The organism is Turicibacter sp., assembly GCF_017941855.1.
GTDB classification, from domain to species: domain Bacteria; phylum Bacillota_I; class Bacilli_A; order MOL361; family Turicibacteraceae; genus Turicibacter; species Turicibacter sanguinis.
Window position 1 is genome coordinate 1 of sequence record NZ_JAGAVR010000079.1, and the last position, 18,723, is coordinate 18,723.

12 protein-coding genes and 1 other annotated feature are annotated in these 18,723 nt (G+C 33.4%); of the genes, 7 read left to right on the forward strand and 5 right to left on the reverse strand.

Features of this window, described 5'->3' with window-relative positions; all coding sequences use genetic code 11:
- Window positions 1-429: 429 nt before the first annotated feature.
- Window positions 430-996: a Maf family protein gene (locus J6D32_RS09220; RefSeq protein ID WP_006784006.1), complete on the reverse strand. Its 567-nt coding sequence runs from the start codon at window positions 994-996 to the stop codon at window positions 430-432.
- 449 nt (window positions 997-1,445) lie between these two features.
- Window positions 1,446-1,669 (forward strand) — a binding site (T-box leader).
- Between the two features lie 39 nt (window positions 1,670-1,708).
- Between J6D32_RS09220 and asnA the strand changes: the two genes are divergently transcribed.
- The 4 genes from asnA (at window position 1,709) to J6D32_RS09240 (ending at window position 6,162) form a co-directional block, all read left to right on the forward strand.
- A complete protein-coding gene (gene asnA, locus J6D32_RS09225) occupies window positions 1,709-2,689 on the forward strand; it encodes an aspartate--ammonia ligase (protein ID WP_006784005.1) in 981 nt (326 codons plus the stop codon).
- Window positions 2,690-2,704: 15 nt separating this feature from the next.
- Entirely contained in the window at window positions 2,705-4,096 is a 1,392-nt protein-coding gene (gene asnS, locus J6D32_RS09230) for an asparagine--tRNA ligase (RefSeq protein ID WP_129821477.1), read from the forward strand.
- A 154-nt stretch (window positions 4,097-4,250) separates the two neighbouring features.
- Complete coding sequence (locus tag J6D32_RS09235) at window positions 4,251-5,222, forward strand: LacI family DNA-binding transcriptional regulator (protein WP_230322679.1); 972 nt, start codon at window positions 4,251-4,253, stop codon at window positions 5,220-5,222.
- Between the two features lie 31 nt (window positions 5,223-5,253).
- Window positions 5,254-6,162, forward strand: a complete 909-nt coding sequence (locus tag J6D32_RS09240) for a hypothetical protein (RefSeq protein ID WP_006784001.1) — start codon at window positions 5,254-5,256, stop codon at window positions 6,160-6,162.
- Window positions 6,163-6,534: 372 nt separating this feature from the next.
- Here J6D32_RS09240 and J6D32_RS09245 read toward each other — a convergent pair whose 3' ends face one another.
- From J6D32_RS09245 to J6D32_RS09260, 4 genes are all read right to left on the reverse strand, one after another.
- Window positions 6,535-8,448, reverse strand: coding sequence for a YgiQ family radical SAM protein (locus J6D32_RS09245; RefSeq protein WP_006784000.1), 1,914 nt, complete (start codon window positions 8,446-8,448; stop codon window positions 6,535-6,537).
- 116 nt (window positions 8,449-8,564) lie between these two features.
- Window positions 8,565-10,355: a clostripain-related cysteine peptidase gene (locus J6D32_RS09250; RefSeq protein ID WP_006783999.1), complete on the reverse strand. Its 1,791-nt coding sequence runs from the start codon at window positions 10,353-10,355 to the stop codon at window positions 8,565-8,567.
- Window positions 10,356-10,453: 98 nt separating this feature from the next.
- Complete coding sequence (gene pulA, locus J6D32_RS09255; protein ID WP_009607225.1) at window positions 10,454-13,519, reverse strand: type I pullulanase; 3,066 nt, start codon at window positions 13,517-13,519, stop codon at window positions 10,454-10,456.
- Between the two features lie 127 nt (window positions 13,520-13,646).
- On the reverse strand, window positions 13,647-15,371 hold the full coding sequence (locus tag J6D32_RS09260; protein WP_195218250.1) for an EAL domain-containing protein: 1,725 nt from the start codon (window positions 15,369-15,371) through the stop codon (window positions 13,647-13,649).
- Between the two features lie 229 nt (window positions 15,372-15,600).
- On the opposite strand from J6D32_RS09260, the gene J6D32_RS09265 reads away from it, so the two are divergent.
- From J6D32_RS09265 to rpoE, 3 genes are read left to right on the forward strand one after another with little or no spacing between them, the layout of a single operon-like run.
- Window positions 15,601-16,035: a YwiB family protein gene (locus J6D32_RS09265; RefSeq protein ID WP_229040150.1), complete on the forward strand. Its 435-nt coding sequence runs from the start codon at window positions 15,601-15,603 to the stop codon at window positions 16,033-16,035.
- A gap of 5 nt (window positions 16,036-16,040) precedes the next feature.
- Window positions 16,041-17,702: an arginine--tRNA ligase gene (argS, locus tag J6D32_RS09270; RefSeq protein ID WP_006783995.1), complete on the forward strand. Its 1,662-nt coding sequence runs from the start codon at window positions 16,041-16,043 to the stop codon at window positions 17,700-17,702.
- 21 nt (window positions 17,703-17,723) lie between these two features.
- Complete coding sequence (gene rpoE / locus J6D32_RS09275) at window positions 17,724-18,215, forward strand: DNA-directed RNA polymerase subunit delta (protein ID WP_006783994.1); 492 nt, start codon at window positions 17,724-17,726, stop codon at window positions 18,213-18,215.
- Window positions 18,216-18,723 lie beyond the last annotated feature (508 nt).

Genomic DNA, 18,723 nt, shown 5'->3' on the forward strand with positions numbered 1-18,723 from the left:
AAATTTTTAAAATCTAATATTAGAACCCTTTTTCTAGCTTAAATAATATCAAAAATCATTTCTCCATAAAAAATTAAAACTCTCTTTTTGATTTCTCACCTCCCCTAAGGGGGGACAATTAAATAATAAAAAAAGTATTTTTCTAACTAAAATTCAACTTTTTTAAACCACTATTTTCGACAATAACAAACAGTTATATACAAACAATTCACAACCATGTGGACAAAAAACGACACTTATCTACAGTTTATTCACAAGATATCAACAAGCAAAAACTTCGTTAAATCGACACTTTCAGACACTTATCCTCAATATCCACAAAGCTTATTATTATTGTTATTATAAAAAAAATATAATATATAATAATAACAAAAAAAGACGTGAATCGACAGACTCACATCTCTATTTAAAAACTGTGTATAAAGACTATTAAATTAAATTTAAATGAGTTAACGTTCTCTTTAATTGAGCAATGGGTAATCCCATGACACTATAATAATCTCCAGAAATAGATTTTACTAATTCAAACCCTTTTCCTTGAATTCCATAAGATCCTGCCTTATCCATTGGTTCTCCACTTTTAATATAATTTAAAATCCATTCATCTGTAACATAATAAAATTCAACATCCGTAATATTAACGAAACTTGTTAATAACTCTTTTTCTTTATTAATAATACTTACACCTGTCATAACCTGATGTTTACGTCCTGATAAATTTTTTAACGTATTAAATGCATCTTCTTCATTTTTTGGTTTACCTAAAATTTTTCCATCACAGACAACAATCGTATCCGCACCAATAACAGTTTCACTTTCAAAAAGATCAGCAACTGCACAAGCCTTTTGAATTGCTAAATCTTGAACTTGACCTGCTACATCTAAATCAGCATCCATTACCTCATCTACAGCACTAACAACCACTCTATGTTCAATTCCAGCTAACTCTAATAATTCTTTTCGTCTTGGAGACTGTGACGCTAAAATAATTCCCATAATCAACACTCCTTTTTATTTATCCACATTTCAATGTCGAATTCTGATAACAGATTCGACATCTAATATAATTAAAAATTATAACATATACAGGAGATTCTATATGACTATCTAAATAATCTCTGCTAAATTATCAGACTACCAAGAAGTTTTCCAAATGATGCTCAATTTATACGAAGACACTCTCCAATAATCATAAACCTCTGAAGAAAAATTCAAATAAAGAAATTATCTTCTTCAGCAAATTAGAGCAATAGGGATGGAAAAAACATCTTATATGTGGATAAACATATCATCTTCTTACAAGAAAAGCATAAACTTTTAATAAAAAAATAATTTTAAAATATATGAGAATATTTTTAACTTTAAAGAACTAGACTAAACAATATAAATTTTTAATATTTATCATTGACTAAAATTAGTTAAGTGTATAAGATATTAATAAGTCAATATCTACGTTGAAAAGGAGAGTACCTTTTAATTAAGTCAAAGCGAGTCAGGGACGGTGGGAGCCTGATATGGCGTTAAAAGCGAAGAACACCTTGGAGTTACTTATCGAAAGCAATTATTTGTAAGTAGGCTAAGTCGTACACCTGCGTTAAAGGGAAAGGGTAAGAATATTCTATTCTTAAACTAGGGTGGTACCGCGGATCAACAGTCATTCGTCCCTTTTGGGCGAAGACTGTTTTTTTTGTTGCCGGAGGTGGAATTCATGTACGAAAGCAAGTTATCTCTCATTGAAACACAAAAAGGAATCAAAAAAATTAAAGATTTTTTTCAAACAGAATTAGCAAAAGAATTAAATCTACTTCGAGTATCAGCCCCTTTATTTGTCCCATCAGATAGTGGACTAAATGATAATTTAAATGGAGTTGAACGTCCAGTAAGCTTTGATTTATTATCAGGGGAAACTATTCAAATCGTTCATTCACTTGCTAAGTGGAAACGTAAAGCCTTAAAAGACTATGGATTTTCTATAGATGAAGGGTTATACACAGATATGAACGCGATTCGAAGAGATGAAACTTTATCTAATATCCATTCGATCTATGTTGATCAATGGGATTGGGAAAAAATTATTCTTGAGGAAAACCGCACGACACAGAATTTATACTCAATTGTTCAACAAATTTATCGTGCACTAGTTGAGACGGAAAAAAGTTTATTAAAGACTTATCCACAACTCACCAAAAAATTGCCTGATGAAATTACATTTATTACGAGCCAAGAGTTAGAAAATTTATATCCTAATTTATCTCCAAAAGAAAGAGAAGATGAAATTTGCAAAAAGTATGGCGCTGTTTTTATTTCGCAAATTGGGAAGGTTTTAAACTCTGGCAAAGTTCATGATTTACGAGCACCTGATTACGATGATTGGGAACTAAATGGGGATATCTTACTCTATAATCCCATCTTAAAAAGGGCTTTTGAAATTTCATCAATGGGAATTCGTGTAGATAAACAAGCTCTACTTCATCAACTAGAGGTGACCGATACAATGGATCGATTGAATTTACCATATCATCAAGATTTGATAAATGGTCGATATCCATTTACTGTTGGTGGTGGGATTGGACAATCTCGCTTATGTATGTTTTTCTTAGAAAAAATGCATATCGGTGAAGTTCAAAGTTCAATTTGGCCTGTGGATATCATTGAGCAGTGTAAGCAACAAAATATTCATTTATTATAAAAGGAGGACCTATTAATGGAAAAAATCGTTGTACGTCAATTATTTAGAAATTTAGATCGTTATGCTAACCAAGTGGTTGAAATTAACGGATGGGTTCGTAACAATCGCGCTCAAAAAGCATTTGGATTCTTAATGATCAATGATGGATCATTCTTTGAAACAATCCAAGCTGTATATGAAGAAAATTTAGAAAACTTTAAAGAAGTTCAAAAATTTCGTGTTGGTTCTGCTGTAACAGTTCGCGGATTAGTTTATCCTACACCAGGCTCAAAACAACCATTTGAAATTAAAGTACAAGAAGTTATTCTTGAAGGAGATTGTCCAGAAAACTATCCAATCCAACCAAAACAACATACTCGTGAATTCTTACGTGAAGTGGCACACTTACGTCCACGTACTAACCTATTCTCAGCAGTATTCCGTGTTCGTTCATTAGTAGCATACGCTATCCATAGCTATTTCCAAGAAAAAAACTTCGTTTATGTGCACACTCCAATTATCACTGGATCAGATGCTGAAGGTGCAGGAGAAATGTTCCAAGTTACAACGTTAGATTTCAATGACGTACCACGCACTGAAGAAGGAGCAGTAGATTTCAAACAAGATTTCTTCGCAAAATCTACAAACTTAACGGTATCAGGACAGTTAGAAGCTGAAACATTCGCTTTAGCATTACGTGATGTGTATACATTCGGACCGACGTTCCGTGCAGAAAACTCAAATACACAACGTCATGCTGCTGAGTTCTGGATGATTGAACCAGAAATCGCATTTGCCGACTTACAAGACGATATGGATTTAGCTGAGGGTATGATTAAATACATCATCAACTATGTATTAGAAAATGCCCCTGAAGAAATGAAATTCTTTAATCAATTCGTAAGCAAAGGTGTATTAGATCGTGTTAAAGCTGTGGCAGAATCAGACTTCAAACGTTTACCATACACAGAGGCAATTGAAATTTTATTAAAAGCAGATAAAAAATTCGAAAACCCAGTTTCATGGGGAATTGACTTATCCACAGAACATGAACGTTACTTAACAGACGAAGTATTCAAAGCGCCTGTTTTCGTAACAGACTATCCAAAAGATATTAAAGCATTCTACATGCGATTAAATGATGATCAAAAAACAGTTGCTGCAATGGACCTTTTAGTACCAGGTGTTGGTGAATTAATCGGTGGTTCTCAACGTGAAGAACGTTTAGAAATTTTAGAGCAACGTATGGATGAAATCGGAGTACCAAAAGAAGAATTAGACTGGTATTTAGACTTACGCCGTTATGGTGGTGTAAAACATGCTGGATTCGGTTTAGGATTTGAGCGTATGATTATGTACATCACTGGTGTTGAAAATATTCGCGACGTTGTACCATTCCCACGTACACCAAAAAATGCAGAATTCTAAGATATCCACAAGAAAAACTCTCCTCATGGAGAGTTTTTTAATTTAATATAATGTGTAACCGTATACAATTATAAGTCCTTTCTAAATTACGATATAATTAAACTATTATAATAGGGTAATTATACACTAAGAAAGGGTGATGACATTGGCCACGATGAAAGACGTTGCAAAATTAGCAGGGGTTTCCTTATCAACAACATCTTATGCACTAAATGGAAGCAATAAAATTAGTGACGCAACAAGGCAGAAAGTTTTAGAAGCAGCTAAACAACTTAACTTTTCTCCAAACGCAGCTGCTAGGTCTTTAAAAACAAAAAAAACAAAAATTATTGGTGTTATTTTAAGTGATTTTATCGGTCCATACTTTAGCAGTTTATTAGCTGGAATTCAACATCAAGTACGAGAAGACGGATACGATGTTATTGTTATCTCAGGTATTGAAACAGGAGAACGATTTATTAGACAAAAACTTGTAGATGGAATGATTATGTTAAATCCAGCTATTGAAGATAGCGTAATAGGCGCTTATGCTAGTCACGAAACACCTTTTATCCTAATGGATCGCAAACTCGAAGGCGATGGAATTTATAACGTCATGATTAACAACCATGATGCTTTTACACAAATTATGAAACATCTAGTTCAACAAGGTAGTAAAAAAATTGCCTATATGAGTGGGGATACATTTGCATCTGACAATAACTATCGTCATGATGCTTATCAACAAGTCTTAAAAGATTATGAACTAACGTATTCAAGAACTTTTGAGTGTGATTATACAAAAGAAAAGGCATATCAAATCGTAAAACATTTAATTGAAAAACAAGAGGTTGACTTTGACACATTAGCCTGTGCTAATGACTTGATGGCAGTCGGAGCCATTGAAGCCTTTAAAGAAGCTGGAATCAATATTCCTAATGATATCATTGTTTCGGGATTTGATGATATTGAACTTTCACAATATTGTTATCCACAAATCACGACCTATCATATCGATCGCTATCAATGGGGGAGAAAAGCGGGCGAAATTATGATGCGTGCGATTAATAAAGAAGAAGGAATTCATACGCATGAATTTACAGGATATTTAATTGAGCGTGATTCAACAAAAAAGGCATCGAATTAATTTCGATGCTTTTTTAAAGGGGGAAAAACAGATGAATTACAAGTGGATTATTGAAAATCAAGTAGCTATCTCTTTAGAATCGCGAGAAAAATTATCATCAGAATCAATCTTTCAAACAATTGTAACCATTGAAAAAGAAGATTTCCGTTTAATTTGGAAATGGAATGACTCTAGTGAAGTTAGACACTATATGTATACTGTGGGCAATTATCCTAATCCAACAGAATTTGAACTTTATGAATTTCAACAATTTATTAACTATGAAATTAAACATCGTCGAAAGATTCTTTTATGGTTTCAATCAATCGATATGCAAGAAATTTATTTTAACTATTTAAAAATAAATCATCCACAAGTAGAGTTACCATTAAAGCTTGAACACTGTAAAGCATGCTATGAAAAGGGATGTTTAACTGATTTATTTTGTCATACTTCTTCCATAGAAGATGGAATTAAAATTTTATCAACAGGAGAACTACTTTCATCAAGAAAAGTTCGTAAAGAAGATATCAACGTTTTAAGAATGGAATCGAGAAATGCAGCTGGCGATCCTGTGGACTATTTTGATTATGTCATGCTGTCTTACGGTAACTGTTTTTCCGGAGATCGTTTAGTAACAGAAAGACGAATTAATGACAATCCCACTGAATTAGACTTAACAACTAACTTCCAACCAGGCATTCGGTATTACTTTAATCGACAAGCCCTTCAACACCATCCTAACTTTTGTTGTGATGGCTATCATGCTGGTAAAGTAAAAGATCGAATTAACCTATTAGACCACCTACTTTGCTGTATTGTGCCGAAAACCCACGAACAATTAATTAAACAATTTGCTCATCCAAACTTATTATCTAAAATTATATTTTTAGAGCCTATAGCAGATTTACACTTATGGACACATCAAGCCTATGAAACAGCAAAAAAATTCAATCATTAAAAACACGCCGAGTAGCGTGTTTTTAATTTAATTGTCGACAAATAAAAACAGTTATCTACAAACCATTCACACCCATGTGGACAAAAAACGACACTTATCTACAAGTTATTCACAGGATATCAACAAACAAAAATGTTGTAAAATCGACACTTTCAGACACTTATCCTCAATATCCACAATGCTTATTATTGTTTTTATTATTAAAAGAATATAATAATATATATTAATCGAATATTCGACAAGTTAATCTATAAAAAATATATAGCTCAGTGTTAGAATCCTTTTTATCCTATTTTCTAATATCCATAATTTTTAGACGGAACTAATTTCTACTTGTTAAAGTGATAAAAAAACCACTCTAGTTAGAGTGGCTTATTTTTTCTTTTTATTCTTAGAATGACCATATGATTTTGATTGTGAACGATAACCACCTTTTTGACCATTTTTTTGATTAGATTTAGTAGCAGGTTTTCCACCTTTACTTGGTAACTTTGGTTTAGCAGGTTTAATTAAACATTCAGGGCCATAACCCACTAAATCTAAACGTCCAGCCTTTTGTAATGCCTCATAAACTAAATCATAATTCTGTGGATTCTTATATTGAATTAATGCACGTTGCATTGCTTTCTCATGAGGATCTTTCGGTACATAAACAGGGGTCATCGTACGAGGATCAACTCCTGTATGGAACATCGTTGTGGATAACGTACCTGGAGTTGGATAGAAATCCTGTACCTGTTCAGGTTGATGATTAATATCACGTAAATATTCTGCCAACTCAATCGCTCCACGTAAATCACAGCCCGGATGTGAACTCATTAAATAAGGGACTAAATACTGATCCTTATCTAACTTTTGATTAATCGCATAATACTTCTTCACAAAACGATCATATAAAGAACGCGTTGGTTTTCCCATATAATGCAATACCGTATCCGAAACATGCTCAGGTGCAACCTTCAACTGCCCACTTACATGATGCTCCACTAATTCGCGGAAAAATTCATCATTCTTGTCATACATCACATAATCATAACGAATACCCGAACGCACAAAGACTTTCTTCACCTTCGGTAAAGTTCTTAACTTGCGTAAAAGATCAAGATAATCACTATGATCCACCTTCAGTTGTTTACAAGGATTTGGATGTAAACATTGCTTCTTCTTGCAGACACCTTTTGTCATCTGCTTATCACAACTTGGGGCATAGAAATTAGCCGTTGGTCCCCCAACATCATGAATATATCCTTTAAAATCAACATCCTCAGTAATTTTCTTTGCTTCTTCAATAATAGACTCTTTAGAACGAGTTTGAATCGTACGTCCTTGATGGAACGTCAAAGCACAGAAATTACATCCTCCGAAACATCCACGATTTGAAATTAAACTAAACTTCACTTCATCAATCGCCGGAATATGACCCATTTCTTCATACATCGGATGATACTTTCTCGTATAAGGAAGGGCATACGTATAATCCATTTCCTCTTGAGTTAAACGTTCACCTGGTGGATTTTGAACTACATACCAACCTTGGCAAGGCTCCACTAATGTCTTAGCGACAATTGAATCAGTATTTTCATACTGAATATTAAAACTTTTTGCATAGGTCATTTTATCCGCTACAATTTCCTCATAGCTTGGAAGCATAATATAATCATACGCGCGGTCTAAATCTTTTGTCTTCCATACTGAACCACGAATATAAACTAAATCTTCAACTGCAATTCCAGCATTTAAGGCATCTGCAACCTCAATAATAATTTTTTCACCCATACCATACAGTAATAAATCAGCCTTGGCATCTAACAATAACGAGCGACGTACTTTATCATCCCAATAATCATAATGAGCTAAACGACGTAAGGATGCCTCAATTCCACCCACAATAATCGGAACATCAGGATAAGCCTGACGTGCCATATGTGAATAAACAATCGTTGCACGATCAGGTCGTTTTCCCATCTCACCGTTCGGTGTATAAGAATCTTTTTTACGACGGCGCTTAGAAACCGAATAGTGATTTACCATGGAATCAATATTTCCTGAAGAAATTAAAAATCCTAAACGAGGCTTTCCAAAACGTCTAAACTCCTCAACATCTTTCCAGTTTGGCTGAGAAATGATACAAACCTTATAACCATATGCCTCAAGCGTTCTTGTAATAATAGCGGCTCCAAAAGAAGGATGATCCACATAAGCATCACCCGTAATATAAACAAAGTCAGCCTGTTCCCATCCACGCGCTTCCATTTCTTCACGTGTTACCGGTAAAAATTCTGACATATTATCACCTCATCAAATTCAATATATCGCCATTATAACAGGTTTATTCTAAAAACACGAACCACATTTATTAACAATAGACATAAAAAAAAACGACTTAATGTCGTTTTTTCACTCTATTCAAAAATGATACCCTCTGTTAAATAACTATTTTGATACAAATCTGTCAGACAATAATAAACTAAACAATCATTTTCACCAATCGATTGATAATTCACCACAAGACCTGATTCATCTACAACTAAAGGATCTCCTAAATAATAACTCCCATCATATTCCCCGTCATATGTATAACCATCTACTATAAAATTTAATATATCCCCCTCTTTAATCGGAACAAGTCCTCGAAGTAAAATAGAAGACTCATCATATCCATATCGATAACCAGCTACCTTCCCCTCCGGTTTTTCATTATCCCAGATTAAAATAATTTCAACCTCTTGATTATTTACATGAGCAGGGACATAACCATAAGACATCCACTTATCCCCATCCACTTCTTCACCCAGTGCATAAAAAGGCACAATATGATCATTAATAGCGACCCACGTATGGTCAAACGTCATCATCAAATCCCCATCATCATCAAACTCATAAAGATTATCAAAACCCAACTCCAAATAACCTTCCCCATCATCATAATAAACCTGGCACTCAACCTTTGAAATCAAATTCCAGTCCTCATCCGATAAAATAAGCGCATAATACTCTCCCTTATCCTCAATCTCCCAATCATAATCCATATAATTACCGTCCAACATCATTCTTACAAAAAGCTCCATAAACGAGACATACCCCTCATCTATCCCCAACTGCATATAAACATCCATCATTCCATCAAAATACTCAAGCTCTGAGTATGGAAAATAAACAGATATCCCACCTATATCATCAGATGAATTAGAACTGGCTTTATACTTTACACAATCATTAATAGCTTCAATGAGCACATCAGATTGCTCTAAATCAATTTCTTTTGCTAAATCTGCCAAATCAACATGGTCAATATCAGTATTTCCAAAGCTTTTACTCTCACTTCGTCCTTTAGAAATTAACTCAAAATTTTGATTATTTAAAACTAAATTAGCTTCCTCTAATAACATACAAAAACTTTCATACACAGATCCAATTTTTGATAAATCACCTACGGCGAGTGTTGCGCTCATTCCATGACTTTCAACTATACTTCTGTTTATATAATCATCCACAATTTGTTTTCCTAAATCTAAAGTCTCAATACTAGGATTCTTAGAAAGAGTCGTTAACCAGTCGGTATAATACCAGCCTCCTGCTGGTTCCGTTTCTTCGGAGGCAATCATATAATCGGCATAATCATCTAACACTAATCCGACCTCAATCGTAGACATTAAACAGGCATCAAACCCAATAAAGTCAAAATAGACGCCACCATCCTCTAATGCGGTCTCAAGCTCATAAATCTTCATCGGCACCTTATCAAAATTTTCATCTACAGCAAAACCATCCAAAGCCCCTCCACCATGGTCCCATAAAATTAACACATAACGGTCAGCCATAAAATGAGTTGCCGCATAAGAAATAAAATCACTTAACGTAGAAGGATCCGCCATGTCTTTAAGCCCTAAATTTTCATCTAATAAAACAAGTTCACCATTCTCAATCAAATAACGTTGATTAGTTTCAGTACTAATCACATCATTTTTCCATTGACGGGTTCCACCCGTTTCAATAATAACATTCACTTGCTCAGATAAATCAGCTGCAAGCATTTCTTCTAAATCCTTTGTTGCAGATCCAAGCTCAGACTCTAAATCAGATCCACACATATAAACCATAACCGTTACAACCGTATCATCATGAAGCGACTCGAACTGATCACAGCCGAGTAGCATTAACAAGCACAAAAAATAAACCCCTAAATACCTCAATTAAATCGCCTCCCATTCTCAATAAAAGTATATGGGAGAATCATTTAAAGATTGACATAAAAAGAGACTAATCTTAACGATTAGTCTCTTTTTGACATTTATTTAGAAGATTTCTTTTTCTTATCGTAAACAATATAAGCAACTGTTCCAGCAACCACAAGTAACGCTGCACCTGCGATTAATAAAACCTGAGCCCACTCACCATCAGATGAGATAGAATCATCAATCATTAACACATAAGATGAATGAGGTGTCACTGTTACAGAATCACCTTTCACAACCTCAATCACATCAGTTCCCGCTACCTCACCATTTGCAACTAATTGCCAATCAGCTGATTTTGGTAAAGTAATCACTTGCTCACTATCTGTCGCGTTGTGGATAACCGTAATATCAGACGCTGTATCCCCATTCGCATTATTTCCTAAATTGAAAGCAATCACACCAACAGGAACATCTTCCATAAACGTTAAATTCGCTTGAATATCTTCTTGTGCTGACATACGGAATGCTGGATGCGCACTACGAAGAGCGATTAATCCTTTATAGTAGTTATAAACATCAGCATTTTCTTCTTTCCAATTCCAATCGATTTGGTTTACCTCATCAGATGCATTATAACTATTATGATCTCCATCTTTCGTACGCATCATCTCAACACCAGCATGTAAGAAAGGAACACCTTGAGCAGTTAACACAATCGCATTCGCTTGCTTTTGCATTAATTTAATTGTTTCCTCATCAGCATCCGGTAACGTTGCAACTAACTTATCATAAAGCGTATTGTTGTCATGTGCTGAAACATAGTTAATTGATTGAGAAGCTTCAGTTGCCCAAGGACCGCGAGATCCTCCTGCTAATGAAACACGGTTATAATCAATTTGAGAATGCTTTGTCGCTCCAACAATACCAAACTTCACACGCTCATCAAAACTAAACTGTCCATTAACAAAACCAGGCTCTTCAGCATTGAATACACTACCTTTTACTCCATCGCGAATATCATCACTAAACATCCCGATACCAGGCATTTGAGACGCATAAATTTTTAATGCTGCCTCATTTTGTTCTAACGCAGAACCACCAGCATCCCAACCTTCACCATAAACAATGATTGTTGGATCAATCTCAGTTAAAGCTGCACGAACTTCATTCATCGTTTCAATATCATGTAACGCCATTAAGTCAAAACGGAATCCATCAATATGATACTCAGTTGCCCAGTACTTCACTGAATCCACAATAAACTTACGCATCATTGAGCGATCAGATGCTGTCTCATTTCCACAACCAGATCCATTTGAGAACCCACCATCAGTTGTTTGACGATAATAATATCCTGGTACAATCTTATTAAAATCAGAATCCGCTGTTGCTCCTGTATGGTTATAAACCACATCCATTACCACACGAATTCCATTTTCGTGTAAAGATTGGACCATTTGTTTAAACTCATTAATACGAACTTCACCATGCTCAGGATCCGTTGAATAAGACCCTTCAGGAACATTATAATTTTGAGGATCATAACCCCAGTTAAATTGAGGCTCATCTAATTTTGTCTCATCGATTGAACGATGATCAAATGCTGGAAGTAAATGCAGATGAGTAATACCCAAATCCGTTAAATGATCCGTTGCCCCCTCTTCAGTAAACTGTAAAAACTTCCCGATATTTTTAAATCCTGCTGACTCATGACTTGACCAGTCACGCATATGCAACTCATAAATCACCGCATCTGTTGGAGTTCCACTAAACTCAGGACTCACATCACTGGACCAGTTTTCAGGATCCGTTAAATCTAAATCAACAACCATTGCACGATTCCCATTTACCCCAACCGCACGAGCATAAGGATCAACTGCTTCGTTCGTTTGACCTGAAACCGTCACTTCATACGTATAATAAGTCAGATTCAAATCACCACTAACATCTGCAACCCAAGTTCCTTTAACATCACGAGTCATATCGATTTGCTCAATTAAATTATCTCCACTACCTGCTTCATATAAATTTAAAACGACATGACTAGCTGTTGGTGCCCATACTCTAAATGATGTTTTATCCTTAGAATAAGTAAATCCTAAATCATCACCTTCATAATAGAATGCATCATTAAACTCTTCAGAATCAAAAAGCCCTGTAAATGATACTTCGATTGCATCCTTAAATCCTTCTTTTGCAATCGTATAAGAATCCTCTAAACTAATATTCTCTTTTAATAAAGCAACAATTGTAGAACTAGACTCATCTAACATCACTTGATCTAATTCTAAAATATTTCCTTGGCTATCGCGTACTTCGACACCTTCCGTCGATGTAATTGGAGCTGCTCCTGTAAACATAATTTTATTTAACGACTTAAACGTTGCTGTTGATAAACGTGGCGTTAAATCAACATCTGCCTCACTATAATAAATATTAGAATCACCTTCTAATAAATAAACATTCAATACACCCTCAGTCGCTTTAGTTAAATCAATAAAACGATCCTGATCAATATCTCTAGAATCCCAGTTACCTTTTCGCATAATAATTCCAAGCTTATCGGCACCATTTAAATCCTTTAAATTAATCTTAAAGATCTTTCCATAATCATCTTCATCTTCAAATGAATAAGACAATCCTTCCTGACCGTCAACCCATCCCCAAATATTCCATTTCTTATACTTATCATCATATCGACGATAATGTACAAACACTTGAACCTCAGCTTCCTCATCACTTACAGTCGATACAGTATCATTACCTGCAGTCTCTAACTTCACAACTTCGCCACCGGCTCCCGCTGGTGCTTCAGTTAAATAACCACACTGCCCCTCAGAAACCCAAATCTCAGTATCATCCTCAACCTTGATTCGCTGGTCCTCATCACAGTTTTTCTCTTGCCAATCCCCCTTACGAATAATGAATCCCGCTTCATTGCCTTTGGCAACCTCAATCTCTGCAATATAACCAAAGTCATCTTTAGCAGTAAAATCAATTTGCTCCATATCCTCAGTCCCAGTATCCCAAGCCCAAATATTCCATTCATCGTATACTCCGTCAGTGCGTTGATAATGAATCGTCAACTTCGCATCATCCGTCGCATGAATCCTCCCATTTGGTAAAATAGATGTTACCATAATTGCTATTGCTAGCATCAAAGAAATTTTACGTCTCATACTAGACCCCCTATATAAAGTTACATTCCTAATTCTACCACAACCAAAGGTTTATAAGTATACGCTTACACAATGTCGTAATCGGTTACCTACAAAATAAAAAAGATAGTCCATTACGGACCATCTTCTACTGAAATTTGTAAAGTTTACTATCATTATTTAAAATCTCTTCAATTGGAAGAGGCTTAGAAATTAAATACCCTTGAACAAGCTCACAATAATTATCTAAAACATAACTCAACTCATCATAGGTCTCAATACCCTCAGCAACTAACTCAACGGCTAAATCATCTGCTAAATTTCTAATCAACTTCACAATCGCTTGCGTCTTCTTATTTTGATGAATATCTTTAATAAACGAACGATCAATCTTAATAACCTGTGCATTTAACTGATTTACATAGTGAATCGATGAATAGCCTGTTCCAAAATCGTCTAAAACAATTTGAACGCCCATTTTTTTCAAAGTCTCTAAATTCTTATTACCAATTGTAATATTATCAATTAAAATTTGCTCTGTAACTTCAATACAAATTTTATGAGCATCAACCTCATAAAATTTTAAATTATCTTCAATATACTTAACTAAAGTTTCATCCGCTAAAGTCACACCTGTAATATTGATTGATACCTTAGGAAACTCAACTCCCTCATGAGCGTACTGATGAATTGTACGTAACACTTCTTTTAATACCCAAAAGTCTAATTGTTTAATATCGCTAATTTCATATAAGTAGGGTAAGAATGAACCTGGAGCAAGCGTCCCTCTATTTGGATGATTCCATCTGATTAACGCTTCTAATTTACTAACAATATTCGTTTTAGCATTGACAATGGGTTGGAAATATAAAACAAGCTCATCATTTGCTAGACCTTGAATAAATTCATTTCTAACACGAATCGATTCTAAATACTTTTCCTTTGTCGAAGCATTAATTGTTACAAAAAATTCATTTTTATCTTTAATTAAATGACGTTTTACATACTCATAATAAACTAAATATTGCTCATAAGGTTCAATTGGATACAGTTCCATACAGAATGCTTTAAATTGTCCAGAAAAAGAATAATTATTAATCACAATTCCATTATGAATTAAGTTATTTAAAAGTTCTAACTTTGTTTTGATTTCATTCAATTCTAAATTATGTGTTAATATTGCAAATTGGTGTTCCGATATTCTAGCCATCTTACTGTAAATAAATAAGCTTTTTAATCTCTCTACAAAGAAATTTAAAAATTCATTATTCGATTTATCGGTTAATCCACTTTGGTAACTTGTAATTGATAAATCAATAATGGTTAAGAATGAATCTTGGTATTGAATACTAGATTTTAACTCTTCGAATCTTCTTTTTAATCCTTCACTATTTAACGTATTTGTACTTCGATCGTGGAATGCTAAATATTTTACTTCATGAGCAATTTCATACAAATCAGAAACATCACGATTATATCCAATCGTAAAAGACTTCTTAATAATCGGCATTACATACTTTGTTCCACTTGTTTGAATCCAAATATACTTTCCATTACTATGCTTTACTTTTAAAACAATTTGATATCTACCATGTGTTTTTAATGATTCAATTGATTCTTCAAACTTTTTTCGATATTTTGGATGAATTAATGTTGGAAAAAAATTCTTATCTTTTATTTGATTATTATCAGCCAATCCAAGCAATTGATAATTTTGTTTTGACCACCAACTTACATCACGATTATCATAATAAATCCAATAGCCATCATGACTATTTTCAAGAATTTTATTTAATAAAATGATATGTTCGAGTTTATATCGACCAAAATATAAAATTATAAATAAAATCAATCCTCCTATAATATAGTTCATATTTTTTTCCTCCAATAAAACTTATATACCAGTATTATACAATTAAATTTGACAAATTCCTATATGACAAAAATTTCGCTTTCAAAAATAGGATAAAAGCTTTTATAACTGTTAAATCATGGTTTGTATCGTATATATTTATAAAGTTATTGCAATAATCATATAGAATCGTTAAAATAAGTTGTGCTATAATTAGTAGATAAAATTACACATTATGGATGATGATAAAATGAGCACAAATAAAATTAGTGGATTAGTTAGCTTTCATATGAAGCTAACGCAAGGACTCGATGTAACGGAAACGAAATTCGATACATCTGCCACATTATATAAAAAAAATGAAAAATTCTTTTTGTTTTTTAATGAAACTAATTTTGAAGATGATTCTATAACAAAATGCCGTTATGAAATGGACGATAACTCAGTTCGAATTCGTAGAGATGGACCAATTATTATGGATCAAATTTATAAGATTAGTGAGCTACAATCAGGATATATCAAGACTATCTATGGTCAATTAGATACAAAGTCTAAAACTCATCGGTTATCTTTAGAAATTTTAGACGCCACGTTAACTCTTAATTTAGATTACGATTTATTTGTATCTAATGAAAGAGCAGGTAATTATAAATTAACTGTTATATTCAATAAGGAGGATATCTAGCTAATATGATACAAACATTAAAAGAAAACTTAAAAGCAGAGATTAAACAAGCTGTTTTAACATGTGGATACATTACTGAGTCAGATGATTTAAATGTTATTTTAGAAAATTCAAAGGATGTAAGTCATGGGGATTATTCAACAAATATTGCTATGCAACTTACAAAGATAGCTAAAAAAAATCCTCGTATGATTGCAGAAGAAATTCTTAATAATTTTAATGCTGAGTCTGCGAATGTAGAAAAAATTGAAATTGCTGGGCCTGGGTTCATTAACTTTTTCATGAAAAAATCTGCATTTACGCAATCGATTAAAAATATTATTGAGTTAGGTCATGAGTTTGGTACTAGCAAAAGTGGAAATGGATTAAAATACAACGTAGAATACGTTTCGGCTAATCCAACTGGAGACTTACATTTAGGACATGCTCGTGGTGCTGCATTAGGAGATTCTTTATGTAGAATTTTAACTAAAGCAGGGTACGATGTAACTCGTGAATACTATGTAAATGATGCTGGAAATCAAATTCATAACTTAGTTATTTCAGCATATGCACGCTACTTGCAAGCTTTAGGTTTAGAAGCCGAAATGCCAGAAGACGGGTATCATGGGCCAGACATCATTGCTTTAGGACAATCTATGGTGGAACAATATGGTGATAAACTTGTTAATAAATTAGACGAAAACTACAAGTTAATTCGTGAAATGTCACTTGAATATGAATTAAATAAAATTCGTAAAGACTTAGATATGTTCGGTGTGGAGTTTGATATGTACACAAGTGAGCAAGAGTTATATGATAATAACTTAGTACAAGAGTCTATTAAATTACTAGAAGAAAAAGGATTCATCTATGAAGAAGATGGAGCAGTTTGGTTCCGTTCGACTGATTTTGGTGATGACAAAGATCGTGTATTAAAGAAATCAGATGGTTCGTACACTTATTTAACTCCAGATATTGCTAATCATATTGAGAAATTAAAACGTGGTAATGATAAATTAGTAGATATTTGGGGAGCAGACCATCACGGATATATTGCGCGCGTAAAGGCATCTATGCAGGCTTTAGGATATGAAGCGGATAAATTAGAAGTAGATATTATTCAAATGGTTCGTCTAATTAAAGATGGTGAAGAATTTAAAATGTCTAAACGTACAGGGAAAGCTGTAACAATTCGTGAATTAGTAGATGAAGTAGGTGTAGATGCAGTACGTTATTTCTTTGTTATGCGTAGTGGAGAAACACAAATGGATTTCGATTTAGATTTAGCAACTAAAAAATCAAATGAAAATCCTGTTTATTATGCGCAATACGCTCATGCCCGTACTTGTTCAATTTTACGACAAGCTGAAGAAAAAGGCTTTAATGTAGAATTAAAAGATCAATATAATCACATTACCCACGAAAAAGAATTTGAGGTAATCAAATTAATGGGGGATTTCCCTATTGTTGTTGGAGATGCAGCTAACAAAAGACGACCTCATTTAATTTGTAATTATATTAATGATCTTGCCACAGCATTCCACAGTTTATATAATGCAGAAAAAGTAATTAATGAAGAGAATGTTGAGAAGACTAATGAAAAATTAGCTTTAATTAAAGCTCTAGAAATTACAATCAAAAATGCATTAGAATTAATTGGGGTATCAGCTCCAGAACGTATGTAATTATCATAAGGAGGAATAAAAATGACAATTAACCAAGAAATGTCAATGTTAGAAGTAGCAGAATTACTAATTCAACGTAAAATTAAACCTCAAAAATTCGAGAAGATTGCAAAAGAAGTTTGTGAAATGATGGGCTTAACAGATGATGAATTCCAATCGAAATTAGCTCAGTTTTATACTGATTTAACGTTAAGTGGAAAGTTTGTAACAGTTGGAGAAGATAAATGGGATTTAAAATCACGTCAAAAGTATGATGTGGCTAATTATGATACATATGACATTGATTTTGATGATGAAGAAATTGAAGTTGTTACTGAAGATGGATTTGACGTTTATCCAGAAGAAAATGAAGAATTCATAGTAGAGCCTGAGGATGAAACTGAAAAAGAAAAATATCTAGAAGACGAAGAAGAAACAGAAGATGATTATAGCGATGAAAGTGATGCAGAAGTTGAAGAAGAAACAGATGAGTTTGAAGGCTTAGCTATTTATAGCGAAGATGACTTTGAGTAATGATGTAATAAAAGACTCCTTTTAGAGAAAAATCCCTCTATATTAGATTTTTGATCTAATATAGAGGGATTTTTTATTAAAAGATTAAACAGTAATAAAAAATATAAAATTAATTCAAGAGATTTCTTAGAATATAAACAAGAGGGGAAATAGGTTAGATTTGAAGAAAAATATTTAGTATTCGTGCGAGACAAAAATTACCCTAAATGCTTATTGAATTTCCCTATTAATTTATAAATTTTATATAATTAAATGTAATTTCAAAAAAAAGATAAAAAAATGGATAAAAGGTTTGACAACTTTCGACAGACATGATAAGATAATCAAGTCGTCGAAAGAAGACAAAAAAAGAAATCGAAAGATTTTGAAAAAACTTCAAAAAAGTGTTTGACAGAAAGAGTTAAACATGATAAGATAATCAAGTCGCTGAAACAAGTGACAAAGAAGTTCTTTGAAAACTAAACAGAACGTCAACAAACATTACTTTAAGAAAATAAGTTTCTTAAAA

Excerpts from the sequence above, each read along its gene's own strand:
- J6D32_RS09220 (WP_006784006.1), bottom strand. The coding sequence starts at position 996 with ATGGGAATTATTTTAGCGTCACAGTCTCCAAGACGAAAAGAATTATTA.
- asnA (WP_006784005.1), top strand. The coding sequence starts at position 1,709 with ATGTACGAAAGCAAGTTATCTCTCATTGAAACACAAAAAGGAATCAAA.
- asnS (WP_129821477.1), top strand. The coding sequence starts at position 2,705 with ATGGAAAAAATCGTTGTACGTCAATTATTTAGAAATTTAGATCGTTAT.
- J6D32_RS09235 (WP_230322679.1), top strand. The coding sequence starts at position 4,251 with ATGAAAGACGTTGCAAAATTAGCAGGGGTTTCCTTATCAACAACATCT.
- J6D32_RS09240 (WP_006784001.1), top strand. The coding sequence starts at position 5,254 with ATGAATTACAAGTGGATTATTGAAAATCAAGTAGCTATCTCTTTAGAA.
- J6D32_RS09245 (WP_006784000.1), bottom strand. The coding sequence starts at position 8,448 with ATGTCAGAATTTTTACCGGTAACACGTGAAGAAATGGAAGCGCGTGGA.
- pulA (WP_009607225.1), bottom strand. The coding sequence starts at position 13,519 with ATGAGACGTAAAATTTCTTTGATGCTAGCAATAGCAATTATGGTAACA.
- J6D32_RS09260 (WP_195218250.1), bottom strand. The coding sequence starts at position 15,371 with ATGAACTATATTATAGGAGGATTGATTTTATTTATAATTTTATATTTT.
- J6D32_RS09265 (WP_229040150.1), top strand. The coding sequence starts at position 15,601 with ATGAGCACAAATAAAATTAGTGGATTAGTTAGCTTTCATATGAAGCTA.
- argS (WP_006783995.1), top strand. The coding sequence starts at position 16,041 with ATGATACAAACATTAAAAGAAAACTTAAAAGCAGAGATTAAACAAGCT.
- rpoE (WP_006783994.1), top strand. The coding sequence starts at position 17,724 with ATGACAATTAACCAAGAAATGTCAATGTTAGAAGTAGCAGAATTACTA.